Here is an 18,848-nt window from a genome sequence, read left to right as displayed (position 1 = left end):
GTGGTTATAATTTGGCGATTACTTTATATAGATGATTTTTGGGCAAAGCGTGGCCATTGCGATGATTTTGTTCGTTATTAAATGGGTGCTGATTAGGACCTTGTGTTCGGCAGAATCTAGGCAGATTAAGGACTGAGAGGAGATTGCTTCGGAAAACAGGTGCTTTTTTCCGAAGCAGCCTCGAAGTTGTCTGCTCGCTGTGTCGACGCAGGTCATACCAAGCTATAAGAAAGCCGTAAGCTTGCTCAGTCTGGCGGGCAAAGGATTAGTGCGTAAAGAATTGTTATGAGTACCTCCATATTTTAATAATCATGGCTGATATTATATGGAACTTTGATGGAGGTAGTTGGGTTTTTTATATTTTATTTACGCGAAAAGCGCGGTACTCACTACATCCGTCCAACAAGGTACTGGTATACCCACACCGACGAAATAAGCGAGCCCACGCTCTTACACGTGAGCACCTTTCACTTATTCCTTTGTCGGTTTAAAATTACCAGTTTTTGTTGGACAAAGTTCTTAAGTGCTAAATGCTTCAAATATTTTGAAGATTTGGCAAAAATATAATATTTAGCTTTTACATATCTTTTTTGTTTTGACTAATCTATATAGATAAAGTTAAAGAACCAAATATTTCTTAATAATTTATTTTTGTAATCAAATGTAGTATTTTGAGTTAATTTTCAGAATTTTGAAGAGACAAGGAGTCTATTTACAGAATTTCTCTATTAATGTGTAGTGTAGCCTGTGTCTGCTTCTGGTTTGGTTGTGCTTCGTCTAGTTGCCGGAAGGATAAATGATCAACAGATAAATTATTGTAAGTTTATTGATGAAAAATCAATATATTTTTAGATGATTCCATTTGATATAGACAGTCAGACTTTAAGTGATTTGGAGATATTTGAAAGTGCGGCAAGTGGAAGGTGCATTTTCTCTTTTTTTGATTTTACCTCAACAATAGGAGGGAAAGAGCAGTTAAGGAGCTTTTTTAATTACCCTCAATCTGATATTCAGATTATTGAAGAAAGAAAAGATCTCATTCAATATCTGCTAAAGTTTAACAAGGCGATAGCATTTAATAAAGAATCTCTTGATTTCGTTGAGTTTTATTTGAGGCAAAATGATAAGCCAGATCAACCGGTAGGTTTAGATATTATAGGGGCTACTTCAAAGTTCTTCTTTAAGAATAATCAACAGCAATATTTAAAGCAACGCGGGGCACAGGAAGTATTAAAACTGATTCATTTACTATTTGATTTTTGCTTTGAACTTGATCTGGATAATGCGCCGGAATTTTTAAAGAAACTAAATATTAAGGTTAATGGAATAATAGAGCGACAACCTGCTGTTAAACATCATAATCAATTAAGACCTGCTACTTTCAAACTTTTTGATTTAGAGAAATATGATTTTATAATCAGAAATTCAGAAGCCACAGAATTTAAGGAGCTACTGGAATTTTGTTATTCTTTGGATGCCTTTTTATCTGTTGCAAAATCTGCAAGGACTTACAATTTGTCGTTTCCTGTGTTTAATGCTTCAGCAAACAAATCAATTGTAATTAAGGGTGTCTTTCATCTTTTTGTTAAAGAGCCTATAGCAAACGACATTGATTTCAACACTGATAAAAATGTCTGTTTCATTACCGGGGTAAATATGGCGGGGAAATCGACCTTGCTTAAATCTATCGCAATAGCAATATATCTGGCACATTTAGGGTTTCCTGTGCCCGCTAAAAGTATGGAAACCAGTGTTTTTGATGGCCTTATTACAACTATAAATCTGTCAGATAATTTAAATCAGGGCTATAGTCACTTTTACAATGAGGTATTAAGGGTAAAAGAGGTTGCGCAAAAAGTAACCGCATCTAAAAATATGGTGGTTATATTTGATGAGCTGTTTAGGGGAACGAATGTAAAGGATGCTTATGATGCTTCGCTTTCAATTATAACGGCATTTAGTAAGATCAGAAAGAGCTTTTTTATTATTTCAACACATATTGTTGAGGTGGCAAAAGAGCTTAATGAAAATAATAATATCAATTTCCGGTTTTTGGAAACCAAAATAATAGAAGGAAAACCGGTGTTTACCCATCAGTTAAAAGCCGGCATTACTGATGAACGTATGGGCATGTGGATAATTGAAAATGAGGGGATAATGGAAATATTGAACGGCAACAATGTATTGTGATAAATAAATGCTTATCAGATTTAAGTATTTATGGTAATTTTGCAGATAAGTGTGAAGTGGCTATTGCCTCTGCACCGCTAAAAATAAAAAAGAATAATATGAAAAGAGTAGTAGTAACGGGTTTGGGTGCTGTAACCCCAGTGGGAAATACAGTAAAAGAATTTTGGGACAATATAGTAGCCGGAAAAAGTGGCGCTGCTAAAATTACAAAATTCGATACTTCAAAATTCAAAACCAATTTTGCTGCTGAAGTGAAAAACTTTGATGCTGAAGCATATATTGAAAAAAAGGAAATTAAGAAATATGATTTGTATACTCAGTATGCAATTGCAGCCAGCGATCAGGCTATTAAAGATTCTGGATTAGATTTTACAGCAATGCCTGAGAATGAACGCTATGAAGTAGGGGTGATCTGGGCATCTGGAAATGGTGGTATCGGTACTTTTGAGGAACAATTGAAAGAATATCACCTTGGTGATGGTACGCCAAGATTTAGCCCTTATTTTATTCCGAAAATGATTGTAGATATCGCCGCAGGGGTAATTTCTATTCGTCATAAACTTCATGGGCCTAATTATGCTACTGTTTCGGCCTGCGCATCTTCTAACACAGCAATTATCAGCGCTTTTGATACGATCCGTTTGGGTAAGGCAATGGTTATGGTAGCTGGTGGCTCTGAAGCCGGTATTACCGAATCTTCTGTTGGAGGGTTTAACTCTGCACACGCTTTATCAAAAAGAAACGATGATCCTGCAACTGCTTCCCGTCCGTTTGATGTGGATAGGGATGGCTTTGTTATAGGAGAGGGTGCCGGTGCTTTGATTTTAGAAGAACTGGAGCATGCTCAAAAAAGAGGTGCACATATTTATGCTGAAATTGTTGGTGGCGGTATGGCTGCCGATGCTTATCACCTTACAGGTACTCCGCCAGATGGTTTGGGCGCATCGTTAGGTATTTCTAAAGCGCTTGCTGATGCAGGAATTACTCCTGATAAAATTGATTATATCAATGCTCACGCAACTTCAACCGGCTTAGGAGATTCTGGTGAATTGGCCGGAATTAAAAAGATATTTGGTGATTTGCCTGTTAAAATTAGTGCAACCAAATCTATGACGGGTCATTTGCTTGGCGGTGCCGGTGCTATAGAAAGTGTAATTAGTATACTTGCTATCCGTGATGGAATTATTCCGGGAACTATCAATACTCAAAATCTGGATCCTGAAATTCCACAAGGCTTAAATATTGTATTGGGCAAGTCTATTCATCAGCCGGTAAATTATGTGCTGAATAACACATTTGGTTTCGGTGGCCATACTGCAACTTCTGTGTTTAAAAAGTATGAGGCTGGTAAATAATTAATTGTTTTTTACGTAAGGTCTGCTGAGGTAGCTAATAATATTGTTTTTGTCGGATTTCTATGTTGATGCGTCTTCACCAACTGGTAATAGGGGGTGGAATGATCTATAAATAAAAACGGAAATAATTTAACCATAGCAAAACATTTTAATACCGCATTATACCAAAGCCCGAATTGGACTTTTGTTCTCCTAAAAATAAAGATTTAACTTGCCTGTATGAACATAGAATTCAATAAGAATGAAGACGTTAATAAGCAGTCGGTTTATGATTTAAAAACACGTCTTAAAAAGATATATAAAGGTGGGGGAGACAAGAATGCAGCTAAACAAAAAGACAAGGGTAAGCTATTGGCAAGAGAGCGGATCTCTTACCTGATAGATAAAGAAAGCCAGCTTTTGGAGATTGGTGCCTTTGCTGCCGATGAAATGTATACAGAGCATGGCGGCTGCCCGTCGGCAGGTGTAATTTGTGGTATAGGTTACGTATCAGGCAGGCAATGCATGATTGTAGCGAATGATGCAACTGTAAAAGCGGGTGCCTGGTTTCCTATGACTGCCAAGAAAAATTTAAGGGCACAGGAAATTGCAATGGAAAATCGCTTGCCTGTGATATATTTGGTTGATAGTGCAGGGGTATATCTACCTATGCAGGATGAGATTTTTCCGGATAAGGAGCATTTTGGCCGGATATTCAGAAACAACGCGATGATGTCGGCCGAGGGAATTGTACAAATTGCTGCAATTATGGGTTCCTGCGTAGCAGGGGGTGCCTATTTGCCAATTATGAGCGATGAAGCAATGATTGTTGATGGTACAGGTTCTGTGTTTTTAGCAGGGTCTTATCTTGTTAAATCGGCAATTGGCGAAGATGTAAATAATGAAACACTGGGTGGAGCTACTACTCACTGCGAAATATCGGGTGTTACCGATTATAAACATCCTAATGATCAGGCTTGTCTGGATAGTATCCGTAACATTATGAGCATGTTGGGCGCGCCTCAGGTTGCTGGTTTTGACAGGGTTAAGCCTGCTCTGCCTAAGCTAAATGCCGAAGAAATTTACGGGATATTGCCAGAAAACCGAGAAAAGCCTTACGATATGCTCGAAATAATTCACCGTTTGGTGGATAATTCTGAATTTGAAGAATATAAACAACTATATGGGCAGAGTGTTATTTGTGGTTTGGGTCGCATTGATGGCTGGGCAGTTGGTATAGTGGCCAATCAGCGTAAAGTTGTGAAATCCAAAAAAGGAGAGATGCAGTTTGGCGGGGTAATTTATTCTGATAGTGCTGATAAGGCAACACGTTTTATCATGAACTGTAATCAGAAGAAAATCCCTCTGGTGTTTTTGCAGGATGTTACCGGTTTTATGGTAGGCAGCAGATCTGAACAAGGCGGCATCATTAAAGATGGTGCAAAAATGGTAAATGCTGTGGCAAACTCTGTTGTACCTAAGTTTACTATAGTGGTGGGCAACTCTTATGGTGCAGGTAATTATGCGATGTGTGGCAAGGCATACGACCCGCGTTTAATTTATGCCTGGCCAAGTGCCAAGATAGCGGTAATGGGTGGCGCACAGGCTGCAAAAGTATTGCTGCAGATTCAGGAAGCATCACTAAAGGCTAAGGGAGAAACAATTACAGAGGAAAACGAAGGGGAATTATTAAAAGAAATTACCGATAGATATGATAGTCAGACTACTCCTTATTATGCTGCGGCAAGATTATGGGTTGATGGGGTTATAGACCCGGCCGACACAAGGAAAGTAATTTCTATGGGGATAGAGGCCGCGAACCAATCGCCTGTTAAAAAGCAGTTTAACGTAGGTGTAATACAGACCTGAGGTGAATTATAATTTAGAAATCACAATGTTGGCATTGTGAGGTACTAACGTTTGACGGATAGCGGGATAAAGCGTAATTTTGTACTTTAATAAGAAAGAAACATATATGTCAGAAGAAATAGAACACGTTCAATGTTTAATTATAGGTTCAGGTCCGGCAGGATATACTGCTGCAATTTATGCAGCCCGTGCTGATCTTAAGCCGGTTATGTATACCGGTATGGAACCTGGTGGTCAGTTAACACAAACTACCGATGTTGATAATTTCCCGGGTTATCCGAGTGGTATAATGGGACCTGAGATGATGGAAGATTTCCGTAAGCAGGCTGAACGTTTTGGAACTGATATCCGTTTTGGATATGTGAGTTCTGTAGACTTTTCATCGCTGCCGCATAAAGTAGTTGTTGATGAGATTAAAACCATCACAGCTGATACTGTAATTATTTCGACTGGTGCTACAGCTAAATGGCTTGGTTTACCTAGTGAACAACAATATAATGGTTTTGGTGTATCGGCATGTGCGGTATGCGATGGCTTTTTCTTTAAAGGACAGGACGTAGCTATTGTTGGTGCCGGCGATACTGCTGCTGAGGAAGCGACTTACCTGGCTAAACTTTGTAAAAAAGTTTATATGATTGTACGCAGAGATGAGTTCAGGGCTTCGAAAGCTATGGTGCACAGGGTTTTAAATACTCCGAATATTGAAGTGATCTATAACTCTGAAACTAAAGAAATTCTGGGTAATGGTAAAAACGTTACGGCTGTAAGAATAACAAACAACCAAACAGGTGCAGAAACTGATTTACCTGTTGAAGGTTTCTTTGTGGCTATTGGCCATAAACCAAATACCGATATTTTTAAAGGATGGTTGGATATGGATGAAACCGGTTATTTAAAAACTATCCCTGGAACTTCAAAAACTAATATTGAAGGTGTTTTTGCCAGTGGAGATGTTCAGGATCATTACTATCGCCAGGCAATTACTGCTGCCGGTTCAGGTTGTATGGCTGCTTTAGATGCAGAGCGTTATCTTGCTGCTAAAGAACATGAGGTAAAAGAAGTAATATAATTGATATATTGATAAGAAAATGGGCAGAATCATGTGATTCTGCCTTTTTTTTGCCTGTCTTTTTTAATAATTTTTTATCTTGGGACTTGATTTAAATAAATTATTTAACCTAACACATGAAAAAATTATTATCAGTTGCTCTTGTGGCATTTATGTCTGTGAGTGCTTTTGCACAAACGGATGCCAATATGGGCATTATTCCTGCACCTGTTTCAGTAAAAAAGAAAAGTGGGGCCTTTAAACTGGATAAAACAGTTGTATTGATGTCTGCCGATGCAGCCAATGCGAAGATGGCAGATTTGCTAAATGCATCTATTACTACTAAAGCAGGATTTGCACTAAGGGAAACAAAAGCTTTAAAAGCTAACGAAAGAGCAATTGTATTGACATCGGCAGGGGCTGATAAATTACCTGCAGAAGGTTATACTATTGATATTACTGATAAAAAAATCACCGTAACGGGTAAGGATGCAGGATTGTTCTATGCTGTTCAATCTATGATTCAGTTGATGCCTGAAAAGAAAAACAATGAGGTAACTATAAGCGCAGCTGAAATTAACGATTATCCGCGTTTTAAATACAGAGGTATGCACCTTGATGTTGGCCGTCATATGTTCCCGGTAGCTTTTATTAAAAAGTATATCGACTTGATGTCTCAATATAAATTGAACAATTTTCACTGGCACTTAACTGAAGATCAGGGATGGAGAATTGAGATTAAAAAATACCCTAAATTAACTACTGTTGGTGCAACCAGAAGCGGTACCATTATTGGCCACCACCCTGGTGTAGGGACTGATAACAAAGAGTACAAAGGCTTTTATACTCAGCAAGAGGCTAAAGAAGTTGTTGCCTATGCTGCAGCCAGGTATATTAATGTAATTCCGGAAATTGAAATGCCGGGTCATGCTTCGGCAGCTATTGCAGCTTACCCTGAGCTGAGCTGTTTCCCTGACAGAGATACTTTTGTTGATGCAAAAACACCTTGGTCTGGTTCTAGAAAAGGTAAACAAGTACAGCAACAATGGGGTGTATTTGATGATGTTTTTGTACCTAGCGACAATACGTTTAAATTTTTAGAAAACGTAATTGATGAGGTAATTGCAATTTTCCCGTCTAAGTATATCCATATTGGTGGCGATGAGAGCCCTAAAGAATACTGGAAAGAAAGTGAGTTTTGCCAGAGCCTGATTAAAAAGCTTGGGTTAAAGGATGAGCACGAGCTGCAAAGCTATTTTATCCAGAGAATGGAAAAGTATATTAATGCAAAAGGCCGTTCTATTATTGGATGGGACGAGATTTTGGAAGGTGGTTTAGCTCCTAATGCTACTGTTATGTCGTGGAGAGGTACCGAAGGTGGTATTGCTGCTGCAAAACAAAACCATGATGTGATTATGACTCCTGGTGGTCCAATTGGGCTTTATTTTGACCATAAACAATCTAATTCGGTTGATGAGCCTACCAATATTGGTGGTTTGGCACCATATTCTTTAGCTTATGCTTACGACCCAATGCCAAAAGAATTGACCCCAGATCAGCAAAAACATATTGCAGGTGTGCAGGCAAACTTGTGGACTGAATATATAGAAACTCCTGAAAAAGTTGAGTATATGATTTTACCAAGGATATTCTCGTTAGCGGAAATTGCCTGGACTAAACTTGATCGTAAGGATTTTAAAAATTTCTCTGAAGAGCGTCTTCCTGTACATTTGGCCCGTATAGATAAAACAAATACTAACTATTGGGTACCAACACCGCTTGGATTATCTAATGAGAAAGTATTAAATGGCGAAGATTTTAGCCTTGACTTAAAAGCGCCAATTCCTGGTTCAAAAGTGTTTTATACTTTAGATCTTACACGTCCGTCTGAAACTGCTAACCAGGTTACGAGCCCTCTTAAGGTGCTTGTTCCTAAAGGCGAAAAACGTGTTTTAAAAACTATTGTAATTGCTCCTAGTGGTAAACGCAGCGTTGTTACTGAGACAATTTTAAACAATGGTGCTCCAGATGTAAAAACTAAATAGTAGTTTGCATTGTATAAACTGTATTTACGTTAAAAGGTAAACGATGAAATTAATGAAATACTTAATAAAGCAGCCCCTTCTATTAGCAGGGGGGCTGCTTTTATTAGCGTCATGCGCAGATTCTTCTAAAAAAGATACGGCTGTAAAACAGAGTGAACCTGTTGCGGGTAAGCAGAAAGGGCAGTTTGTTTTTTATAAGGATATTAATATTAGACCGGGTATTAATTTTGAGGTAGTTAGCTGGGGTAAAGGGGTTGATAGTGTTGGGGGTTATCTGATACTGATGTCTGATTCGCTTAAAAGCAACTATAAGTCTTTTTCTAATGAACGTAATGGCATTATAACCGATGCCTGGAACATGGATTTGGATAACGATGGTAACCCTGAGATTTACATTGAGTTACTGAGCAAAAAGAATGTTCATGATCTGAATGTTTTTGAATATTCGGATGGTAATTTTAATAAGATCACTTTCCCGGCTTTAAGCGACAGGGCAAAAAAGACTTATGGGGGTAACGATAAGTTTGTGATTAAGAATGGCGACCTGCTCCGCACATATCCTATAGTAAATTCAGAGGACAGCACCGAAAAAGACGGCAGTTTAAAAACATTACAATACAGACTTAGCGGTAATAGCTTTTCTATATCAGAAGTAAAGGAATAAGTTATATCAGCTTATTGGTTCTTGCCACATTTATGGCGTCAGCTTTCGAGTTGACGTCTAATTTAATGTAAATGTTCTTTACATGGGTTTTAACCGTTTCTACATCTATAAATAATTGAGTGGCTATCTGGCCGCGATCTTTTCCCTCAGCAATTAATTCCAGGATCTGTGTTTCTCTTTTAGTAAGTGGCGAATGCTGGTTCTTTTGAAGCGACATAATTACCTTTTTTGAAACATCAGGGCTCATTGGGCCTCCGCCGTGCATTACTTCTTTAATTGCTTCAATTATTTTTGCTGATGGAGTGTTTTTGGTAAAGTATCCTGAAGCTCCATTTGCCAATGCATCGAGTATTATTTTCTCGGTTTCGTATACGGTAAGCATAATGATGTAAACATTTGGCAGCATCTTTTTTAGTAAAGGCAAAGCATCAATACCGCTTGTTCCTGGCAACTGTATATCTAATATGATTACATCAGGATTGTCTTTTGTTATTTTTAGTTTTGCTGCATCAAATGATGGATAGGCATTTACCACGGTATAGGGCGAGGTGTTATCTATCAGGTAGTGATAGCCCTCTCTAATGGTTTTATCATCTTCAATAATTACTATTCTTGCAGCTTCCTGATTATGCATTTTTAAAATGTTTTAAAGTCGAAAAATTAACAAGTAACAATACACTTGTGCCATTTTCATTAGATATGATATTTAGATCGGCATTTATCCTTTTGGCCCTAACATACATGTTGTGCATGCCATGGCCTTCGTTAGGGTTTTCAGTATCAAAACCTATTCCATCGTCTTGCAGGGTAATCAATAACATGCCATTGTTTAGTTTGGCCTCAAAATTAATCACATTTGCTTTGGCATGTTTCAGGGAGTTGTGTATTGATTCTTTAAAGATCATTAAAATATTCCTGCTCATATCTAATGATAATTTGGTGTATTTGTTATTCAGGTCAATGTCAAATTTAAAGAGGATAGGGGTTTCATTAACCATTTCCTGACCAAAATCTTTAATGTGGTTTAACACCTGGTCTAGTGAGTCGTTTTTGGGATTTAGCGACCATAGTATATCTCTTGTTCCGCTGTATAGTTCATTAACATTGCAGTGGATTTTTTTAAGAATATTCCTTTTTTCGATATCATCTTTATCGATCATACTGCCCAATACTTCTGAAAGGACTGTTATTCGGGTTAACTTGTTACCAAGATCATCATGAAAATCCTCGGCAGTTTGTTTTCTGATTTTAAATTGTTCTTCGAGCTTTATTTTTAGTCTTAGTTTGCGTTTGCGCTCATTAAACATCAGGATGGTGTATACTGTAAACAGGATTAGTGCCAATATTAGCATCACTATGCAAAACTTAAACAGAGGAGTTTGATAGTATGGAGGAAGTATTTCGAACGAGACAGATGCGGTATTAATTGATGAAAGCCCATCTTTTGTAACTGCTTTTACCTCGAATTTATATTTCCCGGCAGGAATGGCAGTGAAATTCATTGATGAATTGCTGCCAGGCTGGCTAAATTTACTGTCTAACCCAATTAGCCTGTAGCGGTACATTAATGCACCTGGGTTTTTGAGGTAAATTCCTGTATAATTAATGTTTATACGATTGTGGTTGTAGGGTAGTGTAAGTACGCCTTCAACATATTCAGGTTTGTAATTTGGTGTTGTACTTACTGAGTTGATGTAAATATAAGGTTTTATTTTTTTTTCGGGATTAGGGTTAATTCCATAAACAAGAACTCCTTTGGTTGTTCCAATCCATATGTTGTTATCGTATTGGAGTATAGCGTTCTGGTTACACTCAACCAATAACTCATCTTCATTGTTCGGAGATATTATTGTAAAGGTTTTAGGGTTAATTCTGTTGATGCCCCTTCCGGTTCCTACCCATATTATTCCGGTTTTATCTTCCAGCAGGCTGTAGATATGATCTGATGCAAGTCCTGATTTGGTGTTTAAGAATCGTGTAATGCCGGTTTTAATGTTCCAGATCAGTAAGCCATAGTCGGCTGTTCCAAAAAGAACGTAATCCTTATGTCGGAGCATAGAAAGGATGCTTGAGCCCGACAAGCCTTTGATTTTTAAAGGGGTAATTGTTTTTTTGTTTACAATTAACCAGGCTCCGTCTTGTGTGCCGGCAATTACTGAATCGGGACCTAGCTTTAATATTCCGCCACCAAATTGTTTGGTGATGCGTGTGAATTTTCTGGTGTTTGGATCAAATGTTAAGCTTCCGTAATTGGTTGATAGCCAAATTGTACCATCGTTATCCTCAATCATTGCATTGTAGGCTATATGCTCCTTTTCTGAATCCATACGTTCCATACGCTGACCGCTCTGCCTCCATAATCCACCTCCGGGAGTTCCTATCCAAACGTTATTTTTATGGTCGGTATGTAAGAAATTAATGCGGTAAGAATTTGGATTTTGCGAAGGGATCTTAATTTTTTTGATCCTTTGATTTTGCTTGTATTCGTACAACCCTCCGTATGATCCCAGCCATATTGTTCCGGGAGTTGGGCCATTGGCAATAGCCATTACAATTCTGCTTTCTATACCTTGTGTTTCATCAAATGTTACGTAGCTGTTATTGTTGAATCTGAACAATCCTGAGCCGTCTGTGCCGAGCCAGATATTGTTCTCTACATCTTTAAATATCTTATTAACTACATTGTCAGTAAACCCGTTGCCGGCATTGAAATGTATAACGGTGGCAGGCGTAATGTAATATGCACCACTGTTTGTGCCTATCCATACAGCTCCTTTGTTATCTTGTATTATGGTATTACACTCAGTTGTAATTTCAGTATATGCTTTGTTGATAGTATTATTTTGCGAGATGTAAATTCCATTGGGTGTTAAAAGCCATATTTTACCTTTATTAAGTTCATCAACCAGTATGTTGGTAATAACAAGATCTTTTATCTTTTCTTCTAAAGCGAATGGCAACCATTTCCCGTTTTCAAGCCTATACAAGCCTTTGCCATGAACTGCTGCCCATATATTACGGAAATAATCTGTTGTGAGGGCAGTAACCATTTCGGTGGTATCGTTTGATATGGTTACTAGTGCATCTTTGCTGGCATTGTAAAGACGTTTAGCTTTTAACCCATAAGTAGTTCCTGTTTTATCGGTAGTTAAATCGCTTATCCATTTTCTTGTGTCGGCCGAGTTACTAAAGCTATGTCCATTGTATTTTGATAAACCCCTTGCAGATCCTATCCATATTTCATCGTTTTTACCGGCTGATAGGGAGAGGATAAAGTTGCTGCTTAAACCGTTAGTTCTGGAGTAATTGGTGAACTGTTTTCCATTAAAACGGCTAAGCCCGCCAAGTGTTGAAATCCATAAGCGACGCTTGCTATCCTGCGTAATTGCGGTTATTTGCGATTGCGTAAGCCCGTCCTCAATGTCGTATTGTTCAAAATTGTAGCGCTGAGAAAAACCATCGAAACAATAACTAAAAAGGAAGAGAAAAAGTATTAATATCTTTCTGCCCACAGGATATAGAAAATACAGGATTAATCCGATTGTAAATATATTTATCAATATACAATTAAAAAATCACCCTTTAGGGGGTATTTTTTTCATTTAGCTCAATATACCCCTTAAGGGGTGAAAAGAAACCCCTTGTCTGGTTTTAATTTTGAATAGATAATTCAATTGTGATGAGCACTAAAAGAATACTTGTTGGTAGTAATGAAATTGTTAGCCAAACTTCTTATAAAGCCAACTGTACCTGCTTAGCAGGAAAGTATTCTATTAATGTGGTATTTAGTGGTGCTGCCGACTATGAATTAGGAAACAGGGCATTACGGCTGCATCCTGAAAATTTCATTTTCTTAAATAGCGACACCAATTATTCAAGTAAAATTGACTCGGCAACTCAGGTTAAATCGCTGTCTGTTTTCTTTGATCCTTGTTTTGTGCAGGATTTTGAATATTCAAGAAGAAGTGAATCTGTTTTGCTGGATAATCCATTTGATTATAAGTATGAAAATCCGGTTTTTGTTGAATCTATTTATCCTTTGCAGGCTTCGCTAAAAGAGAATCTCCTGAATATTGGAACTCTTTTGAATAGCAATACAACTAACCAAATGCTGCTACAAGATTGTTTGAACGATTGTTTGTTGAATTATTACAGTATTTACAATACTGAGGTGGTAAGCCGGACGGCATCATTAAAGTTCCTGAGCCACGTTACCAAATCTGAGATATTAAGACGTTTGTGTATCGCTAAGGATTACATTATCAGTAATTACAATAAAAATATCCGTCTGGATGATATTGCACGAACAGCTTGCTTATCCATTAATCATTTACTGAGAACTTTTAAACAGGCTTATCAGCAGTCGCCACATCAATTTTTAACAACATTCAGGCTTCAGCAAGCAAAGTATTATTTAAGAAATACTGATTATCCTGTTAGTGAGATTGTAGATATAGTGGGCTTTGAGTGCCCAAGTTCGTTTATCAGATTGTTTAGAAGTTCATTTAACATTACTCCCGGCCAGTACAGATAGTCTGCACTGTATTAAGATGCTATAAAGTATATCCATGTATTTAGTTTAAATTTTTTAAAGTTCATGAAAAGAAAAATCCTATTGTGTATGGCGATACTAAGTATCTCCTTCACATATGCATTTGCTGATAAGGATAAACCTGCAGCTAGTGTAAATCTAAAATCAAGCTCTGTAATAGAGGCTTACATTGATGCCAACCTGCATTACGATGCGGCTTTGCTTAATCAGGTAATGGATAATGATGCAATATTAAAAATAACCAGACAAGGCAGGGTAATAGAGCAAACCAAAAAAGAACTGGTAGATTTTTATAAAAAAAGAGGCGACATTACTTTAAACTTTACTTCGGACTATGAAGTTTTATCTACCTGCGATTGTGTAGTTATGGTAAGGGTAGATTTTAAATATCCATTATTTACCCAGCAGAACTATGTAACTGTTGTAAAAGACGCGAATGGAATTTGGAAAATAAGCCAGGTACACAGGTTTAATGGATAAAGCAGAATTGGTGAGTTTCGCTTATTAGCAGTTAAGCGCTACACCTATATTTGAAACAGGAAACCCAGTAATAAATTTGGATAGATTTAAATTTGGGTTAGTTAATAATAGAAGTCATCCCTTAGGTAGGATGACTTTTTTTATACTTGTTCTTTAAACTGACTGCTTATTCTTTCGAACTTCTCTATGAGTAGATCTAAACGTTCTTTCTCTCTTTTTAAATATGCTTTGCGTAAAAAGGTAGCACATAATGCCATCCAGAATACAGTAAATGTGGTTATCCCGATCTGAAACCATAGATCTAGGTTGTTTAGCATTTCGTAGAAGTAAAGTATAAAACCAAGGCATATTGCCGCGGCATAGAACCAGTAGAGTTTGTTGTATATAGAGAATTTATTTAACTGATAGATTTTTAGCTGCAACAAAAATTCATTTGGATGCTGCGTAAAGTCATTTCTTGATATTATTTTATAATCCTTGTACAGAATAATGGTTGATACGGCTATGGCAATGATAATGATGGTTAAACCTGCCTGCGTTGTCCATGAGGTAAATGGGTAAAGTATTAAAAGTGCCACAAGAGCAGCAAAAGAAATAATCATTCCAAAGATGTTCAATAGAGACCTGGTTTTGATACCTGATACTTCTTTTTTTGCCTGCGCAAGCATTTCTTCAGAGGATATTTTTACCTCAACCGAATGTGATTGCCAAAGCGATTGTATATGATCAAATTCTTGCATGTTGATTGTATAGTTCTGTAAGTTTTTGTTTAATGCGATGAATTTTTACTCTAAGATTTCCTTCGCTGATACCAGATATATCTGCTATTTCATTGTAAGGGAGCTCATCGAGTACCATTGTAATTATGAGGCGATCATTTTCTTCTAATTTTGATATTGATTTATATAGTAGTGCAATCTGTTCGTTTTTTTCTGAGAATTCCTCTGGACGGTTTTCTATGATATTGTCGGTAAGTTCATCTTTTGCCTGTCTCTTTTCTGACCTTAAGTAGGTTAAGCAAGTATTTACAGCGATACGATAAATCCAGGTTGAAATCAAAGATTTATTACGGAACTTATCTAAATTTTGCCAAACTTTTAAAAATGTTTCCTGTAGCAAGTCGTTGGCCGAATCCTCATCGCCAGTATAACCATAACATAAATGGAATATCTTTTTGGAGTTTGTGTCGAAAATTTGTTTAAATAGCTGGTCCTTTTGTTCCATTAATTAACGGCTGATGATTGTTTGATCGCTGTAATCATTAATTGTTACAAGCGGTTGCGCAATCAAAAATAATAAATGTTTGCGGGCTTACCACAATTAATTACTTTTGTTGCCACTAAAAACTAATTTATGAAACAAAACCGCCTCGGGCTAATAACATTGATATTTATTACAATTGCTACTGTGCTCGGAGTTTTGAAAGATTTTGACATTCTTGCTGTCCCTGATAATGTGATGATGGCGGTTCGTTGGATTCTTGCGGTTGAATTGTTTATTTATGCTGTTGTTAAAAAGAACCTTACCACCTGGATATTGGTGTGTATGATTTTTGGGGTTTTTATTGGAATTGATTATCCGCATGTAGCTATAGCACTGCAGCCATTAAGCAAAGGTTTTATTAAACTGGTAAAAACCATTGTTGGCCCAATATTATTTGCAACCCTGGTTTATGGTATTGCCGGCCATTCTGATTTGAAACAGGTAGGTAGAATGGCATGGAAATCTATGCTGTATTTTTATTGTGCTACTACACTTGCTCTGTTTATTGGATTGGCAGCTATCAATATTTCGCATGCCGGAGTGGGGGTTAATATCCAAAATATGCCTCATAATGAATTGCCAAAACCGGTAAAGGATTTGACTGATGAGAGCATTTTGCAGAGTTTGCCTGATAGCATACACTGGTTGTATAAGACACTGGCTTTTTTTAGGAATGTTTTTCCTGAGAATATAGCAAAATCTATCTATGATGCTCAGATTTTACAGATTGTGATTTTTTCTGTGATTTTTGGTGTTGGCCTTGCCATGGTTGATGAGAAGAAAAGAAAACCTATGGTTGATTTTTGCGAGAGCTTGTCTGAAACCATGTTTAAGTTTACCAATGTGATCATGTACTTTGCTCCGATTGGGGTAGGGGCTGCTATGGCTTATACAGTTGGCCATATGGGGGTTGATATTTTAAAGCATTTGTTTATGCTGGTGGCAACTCTTTATGTAGCGCTACTTGCTTTTATCCTTATTGTATTACTACCTGTGGCTTTATATATTAAGCTGCCTATACTAAAGTTTATTAATGCAATAAAAGAACCGGTATCTATTGCTTTTGCCACAACCAGTTCTGATGCTGCGTTGCCTAAAGCAATGAGCGCGATGGAGAAGTTTGGGGTTCCGCGTAAAATTGTATCATTTGTAATTCCGACCGGTTACAGTTTTAATCTGGACGGAACAACATTATATCTTTCATTAGCAGCGATTTTTGTAGCACAGGCCGCAGGAATGCATTTGTCGTTTGGCGATCAGTTATTGATTGTTTTTACACTTATGATTACCAGTAAAGGGGTAGCTGCAATACCAAGGGCATCTTTAATTATTTTGATCGCTACGGCTGATCAGTTTGGTCTGCCAACCTTTATTATTGCCGCAATTTTAGGGGTAGATGAGTTGATGGATATGGGTAGAACATCGTTAAATGTAATAGGAAACTGTTTAGCAACAGTAGTAATAGCAAAATGGGAAGGGGAATATAACCCTGACTATGAGGCACCAACAGAAGCTTAATTTATGACTAGCAAAGGGAAAAAGATTTTTTTAGCACTAAGTATTGTAGTGCCGTTTTTAATTTATTGCATTGTGTATTACACCCCAATGATAAAAAATGCGCCTTTCAGATCAGCAGATTTTGTTTCATTTGAATATAAATGGGGAGTAGGGAAGACCTTGGCCAATACTTATAATTCGGCTACAGGAGATTATGAATACCTTAACGATAAGGATTCGTTGGTTAAGACTAATGTGAAGCTCAGGAAAAATGATATGATCTATCTGCACAGTAAAGCTAATGAGCTGGGCTTATGGAATTTTCCGGAGGTAATTGCGAATAGCAATGCTGATTTGAATTCGCCAAGGATATTGCGTTATGAAATTCAGTTTAACTACAAAACAAAATCAAAGAAGGTAATTTATATGACGGATTACAATGAAATACCTAAACTTAGAGATGTGGCTGCTCAAATGCAAAAGCTTATTGCACAAAGTATAAATGATGCCGAAGAGCGTTATGGGAATAAAAAGTAATTCTGTTGTGGATTTAGAAAAAATAATTCTATATTTGCACCTCGATAAAAATAAACAATTTAAAATAATAAATATTTAACAATGTACGCAATAGTAAATATAGCAGGACAGCAATTCAAAGTTGCAAAAGACCAGCACCTTTTTGTACACCGTTTGCAAGGAGATGAAGGCGCTAGTATTGAATTTGACAATGTATTGTTGGTTGAAGATGGTGGTAAAATCTCTGTAGGAGCTCCTGCATTGAAAGGTGCTACTGTTTCAGCTAAAATCGTGTCTCATTTAAAAGGTGATAAGGTAATCGTTTTCAAAAAGAAACGTAGAAAAGGTTACAAAAAGAAAAACGGTCACCGTCAGTATTTCACCAAAATCCAGATTTCTGGTATCAGTTTATAATTAGTGTTAAACAAAGATTACCAGCTTAATCAGGTAATTGATAAAATATAAAACAAGATGGCACATAAAAAAGGAGCCGGTAGTTCGAGAAACGGACGCGAATCGCATAGCAAACGTTTAGGTATCAAAATATTTGGTGGTCAGGAAGCTATCGCTGGAAACATTTTAGTACGTCAGCGTGGTACAAAACATCATCCAGATAAAGGAGTAGGTATTGGTAAAGACCATACTTTATTCGCTTTGGTTGATGGTACTGTAATCTTCAAAAAGAAACAAGATAACAAATCTTATGTTTCTGTATTACCTACAGTAGCTAAAGAAGTTGTTGAGGCAGCGCCAGCTAAAAAAGCACCTGCTAAGAAAGCTGCTGCACCTGCAAAAGAAGAAGTTGCTGCTGAAAAAGCACCAGCTAAAAAAGCACCTGCTAAAAAAGCTGTTAAAGCTGAAACAGAAGCAAAAGCAGAATCTGCAGAATAATAAGATCTTAACTTTATTAAAAAGGGTTTCAATATACACTGAAACCCTTTTTTTGTAGGTGTTGTTTTTCGCTTCTTTAACTGGCTATTCTTTCAGTTTTCCTGTTCTGATTTCAACAAGCTGCTGTTCCAAATTTTCTATTGCTTTTTTAAAGCCTATAAGGGTTTCCTCCAGATTGATTATCAGTGATTCAAATTTATTAACAGCTTTATAATTTTCTGAATCATTAAGTTCGCCATGTAAAATCCATTCATAACTTTTGCTATAATATCTGGCGATTAAATGCAGGGTATCAAAAGTGGGGAACTGATTTCCTAATTCTATTTGAGAATAATTGCTTCTGGATATATTCAGTATATTAGCTATAGCTGCTTGAGATAGATTGTGTCCTAATCGCAAATTTTTGATTCTTTCTCCAACGTGTACTTTTGATAGTATTTCTTGCATAACTGGTTTATATTGTGTTGATTTGTATATGGTCGAATGAGAAACCGATTAC

At 37.1% G+C, this 18,848-nt stretch carries 17 protein-coding genes; 12 read left to right on the top strand and 5 right to left on the bottom strand.

Features of this window, described 5'->3' with window-relative positions; translation table 11 throughout:
- Positions 1 to 852: 852 nt before the first annotated feature.
- The 6 genes from CPT03_RS10330 (at position 853) to CPT03_RS10305 (ending at position 9,150) form a co-directional block, all read left to right on the top strand.
- Positions 853 to 2,190: a MutS-related protein gene (locus tag CPT03_RS10330; protein ID WP_099438779.1), complete on the top strand. Its 1,338-nt coding sequence runs from the start codon at positions 853 to 855 to the stop codon at positions 2,188 to 2,190.
- 98 nt (positions 2,191 to 2,288) lie between these two features.
- Complete coding sequence (fabF, locus tag CPT03_RS10325) at positions 2,289 to 3,545, top strand: beta-ketoacyl-ACP synthase II (protein ID WP_099441075.1); 1,257 nt, start codon at positions 2,289 to 2,291, stop codon at positions 3,543 to 3,545.
- Positions 3,546 to 3,764: 219 nt separating this feature from the next.
- Entirely contained in the window at positions 3,765 to 5,393 is a 1,629-nt protein-coding gene (locus tag CPT03_RS10320) for an acyl-CoA carboxylase subunit beta (protein WP_099438778.1), read from the top strand.
- A gap of 106 nt (positions 5,394 to 5,499) precedes the next feature.
- Positions 5,500 to 6,462, top strand: a complete 963-nt coding sequence (gene trxB, locus CPT03_RS10315) for a thioredoxin-disulfide reductase (protein ID WP_099438777.1) — start codon at positions 5,500 to 5,502, stop codon at positions 6,460 to 6,462.
- Positions 6,463 to 6,578: 116 nt separating this feature from the next.
- Positions 6,579 to 8,486, top strand: coding sequence for a beta-N-acetylhexosaminidase (locus CPT03_RS10310; RefSeq protein WP_099438776.1), 1,908 nt, complete (start codon positions 6,579 to 6,581; stop codon positions 8,484 to 8,486).
- Positions 8,487 to 8,538: 52 nt separating this feature from the next.
- Positions 8,539 to 9,150, top strand: a complete 612-nt coding sequence (locus CPT03_RS10305) for a hypothetical protein (protein WP_245870022.1) — start codon at positions 8,539 to 8,541, stop codon at positions 9,148 to 9,150.
- 1 nt (position 9,151) lies between these two features.
- Here CPT03_RS10305 and CPT03_RS10300 read toward each other — a convergent pair whose 3' ends face one another.
- Positions 9,152 to 9,784 (bottom strand): response regulator, encoded by a 633-nt coding sequence (locus tag CPT03_RS10300; protein ID WP_099438774.1) that lies wholly within the window; start codon positions 9,782 to 9,784, stop codon positions 9,152 to 9,154.
- Positions 9,777 to 12,662 carry a two-component regulator propeller domain-containing protein gene (locus CPT03_RS10295; protein ID WP_245870021.1) on the bottom strand — a complete coding sequence of 962 codons (2,886 nt, stop codon included), beginning with the start codon at positions 12,660 to 12,662 and terminating at the stop codon, positions 9,777 to 9,779. The genes CPT03_RS10300 and CPT03_RS10295 overlap by 8 nt, the downstream gene beginning before the upstream one ends.
- 167 nt (positions 12,663 to 12,829) lie before the next feature.
- On the opposite strand from CPT03_RS10295, the gene CPT03_RS10290 reads away from it, so the two are divergent.
- Both CPT03_RS10290 and CPT03_RS10285 read left to right on the top strand, forming a co-directional pair.
- Positions 12,830 to 13,684 carry a helix-turn-helix transcriptional regulator gene (locus tag CPT03_RS10290; protein ID WP_172954162.1) on the top strand — a complete coding sequence of 285 codons (855 nt, stop codon included), beginning with the start codon at positions 12,830 to 12,832 and terminating at the stop codon, positions 13,682 to 13,684.
- A 63-nt stretch (positions 13,685 to 13,747) separates the two neighbouring features.
- Complete coding sequence (locus CPT03_RS10285; RefSeq protein ID WP_099438772.1) at positions 13,748 to 14,182, top strand: nuclear transport factor 2 family protein; 435 nt, start codon at positions 13,748 to 13,750, stop codon at positions 14,180 to 14,182.
- A 140-nt stretch (positions 14,183 to 14,322) separates the two neighbouring features.
- Here the strand turns inward: CPT03_RS10285 and CPT03_RS10280 are convergent, their stop codons facing one another.
- On the bottom strand, positions 14,323 to 14,922 hold the full coding sequence (locus CPT03_RS10280) for a hypothetical protein (protein ID WP_099438771.1): 600 nt from the start codon (positions 14,920 to 14,922) through the stop codon (positions 14,323 to 14,325).
- Positions 14,909 to 15,406, bottom strand: coding sequence for an RNA polymerase sigma factor (locus CPT03_RS10275; RefSeq protein WP_099438770.1), 498 nt, complete (start codon positions 15,404 to 15,406; stop codon positions 14,909 to 14,911). Before CPT03_RS10275 ends, CPT03_RS10280 begins: the two co-directional genes overlap by 14 nt.
- A 129-nt stretch (positions 15,407 to 15,535) precedes the next feature.
- Here CPT03_RS10275 and CPT03_RS10270 point away from each other — a divergent pair, with 129 nt between their 5' ends.
- The 4 genes from CPT03_RS10270 to rpmA all read left to right on the top strand — a co-directional run bounded on the left by CPT03_RS10270 (position 15,536) and on the right by rpmA (position 18,349).
- On the top strand, positions 15,536 to 16,963 hold the full coding sequence (locus tag CPT03_RS10270; RefSeq protein WP_099438769.1) for a dicarboxylate/amino acid:cation symporter: 1,428 nt from the start codon (positions 15,536 to 15,538) through the stop codon (positions 16,961 to 16,963).
- Positions 16,964 to 17,050: 87 nt separating this feature from the next.
- Positions 17,051 to 17,479, top strand: coding sequence for a hypothetical protein (locus CPT03_RS10265; protein WP_245870020.1), 429 nt, complete (start codon positions 17,051 to 17,053; stop codon positions 17,477 to 17,479).
- Positions 17,480 to 17,560: 81 nt separating this feature from the next.
- The gene (gene rplU / locus CPT03_RS10260) at positions 17,561 to 17,872 is read left to right on the top strand and encodes a 50S ribosomal protein L21 (protein WP_008241463.1); all 312 of its coding nucleotides are present in this window, start codon (positions 17,561 to 17,563) and stop codon (positions 17,870 to 17,872) included.
- A 57-nt stretch (positions 17,873 to 17,929) separates the two neighbouring features.
- Positions 17,930 to 18,349 (top strand): 50S ribosomal protein L27, encoded by a 420-nt coding sequence (rpmA, locus tag CPT03_RS10255; RefSeq protein ID WP_099438767.1) that lies wholly within the window; start codon positions 17,930 to 17,932, stop codon positions 18,347 to 18,349.
- Between the two features lie 84 nt (positions 18,350 to 18,433).
- Here rpmA and CPT03_RS10250 read toward each other — a convergent pair whose 3' ends face one another.
- Positions 18,434 to 18,796, bottom strand: coding sequence for a helix-turn-helix domain-containing protein (locus CPT03_RS10250; protein WP_099438766.1), 363 nt, complete (start codon positions 18,794 to 18,796; stop codon positions 18,434 to 18,436).
- Positions 18,797 to 18,848: the final 52 nt, after the last annotated feature.

This window comes from Pedobacter ginsengisoli (assembly GCF_002736205.1).
In the GTDB taxonomy this organism is placed as follows: domain Bacteria; phylum Bacteroidota; class Bacteroidia; order Sphingobacteriales; family Sphingobacteriaceae; genus Pedobacter; species Pedobacter ginsengisoli_A.
Note: the sequence above shows the minus strand (reverse complement) of the source record. Positions and strands in the feature narration are given on the sequence as shown.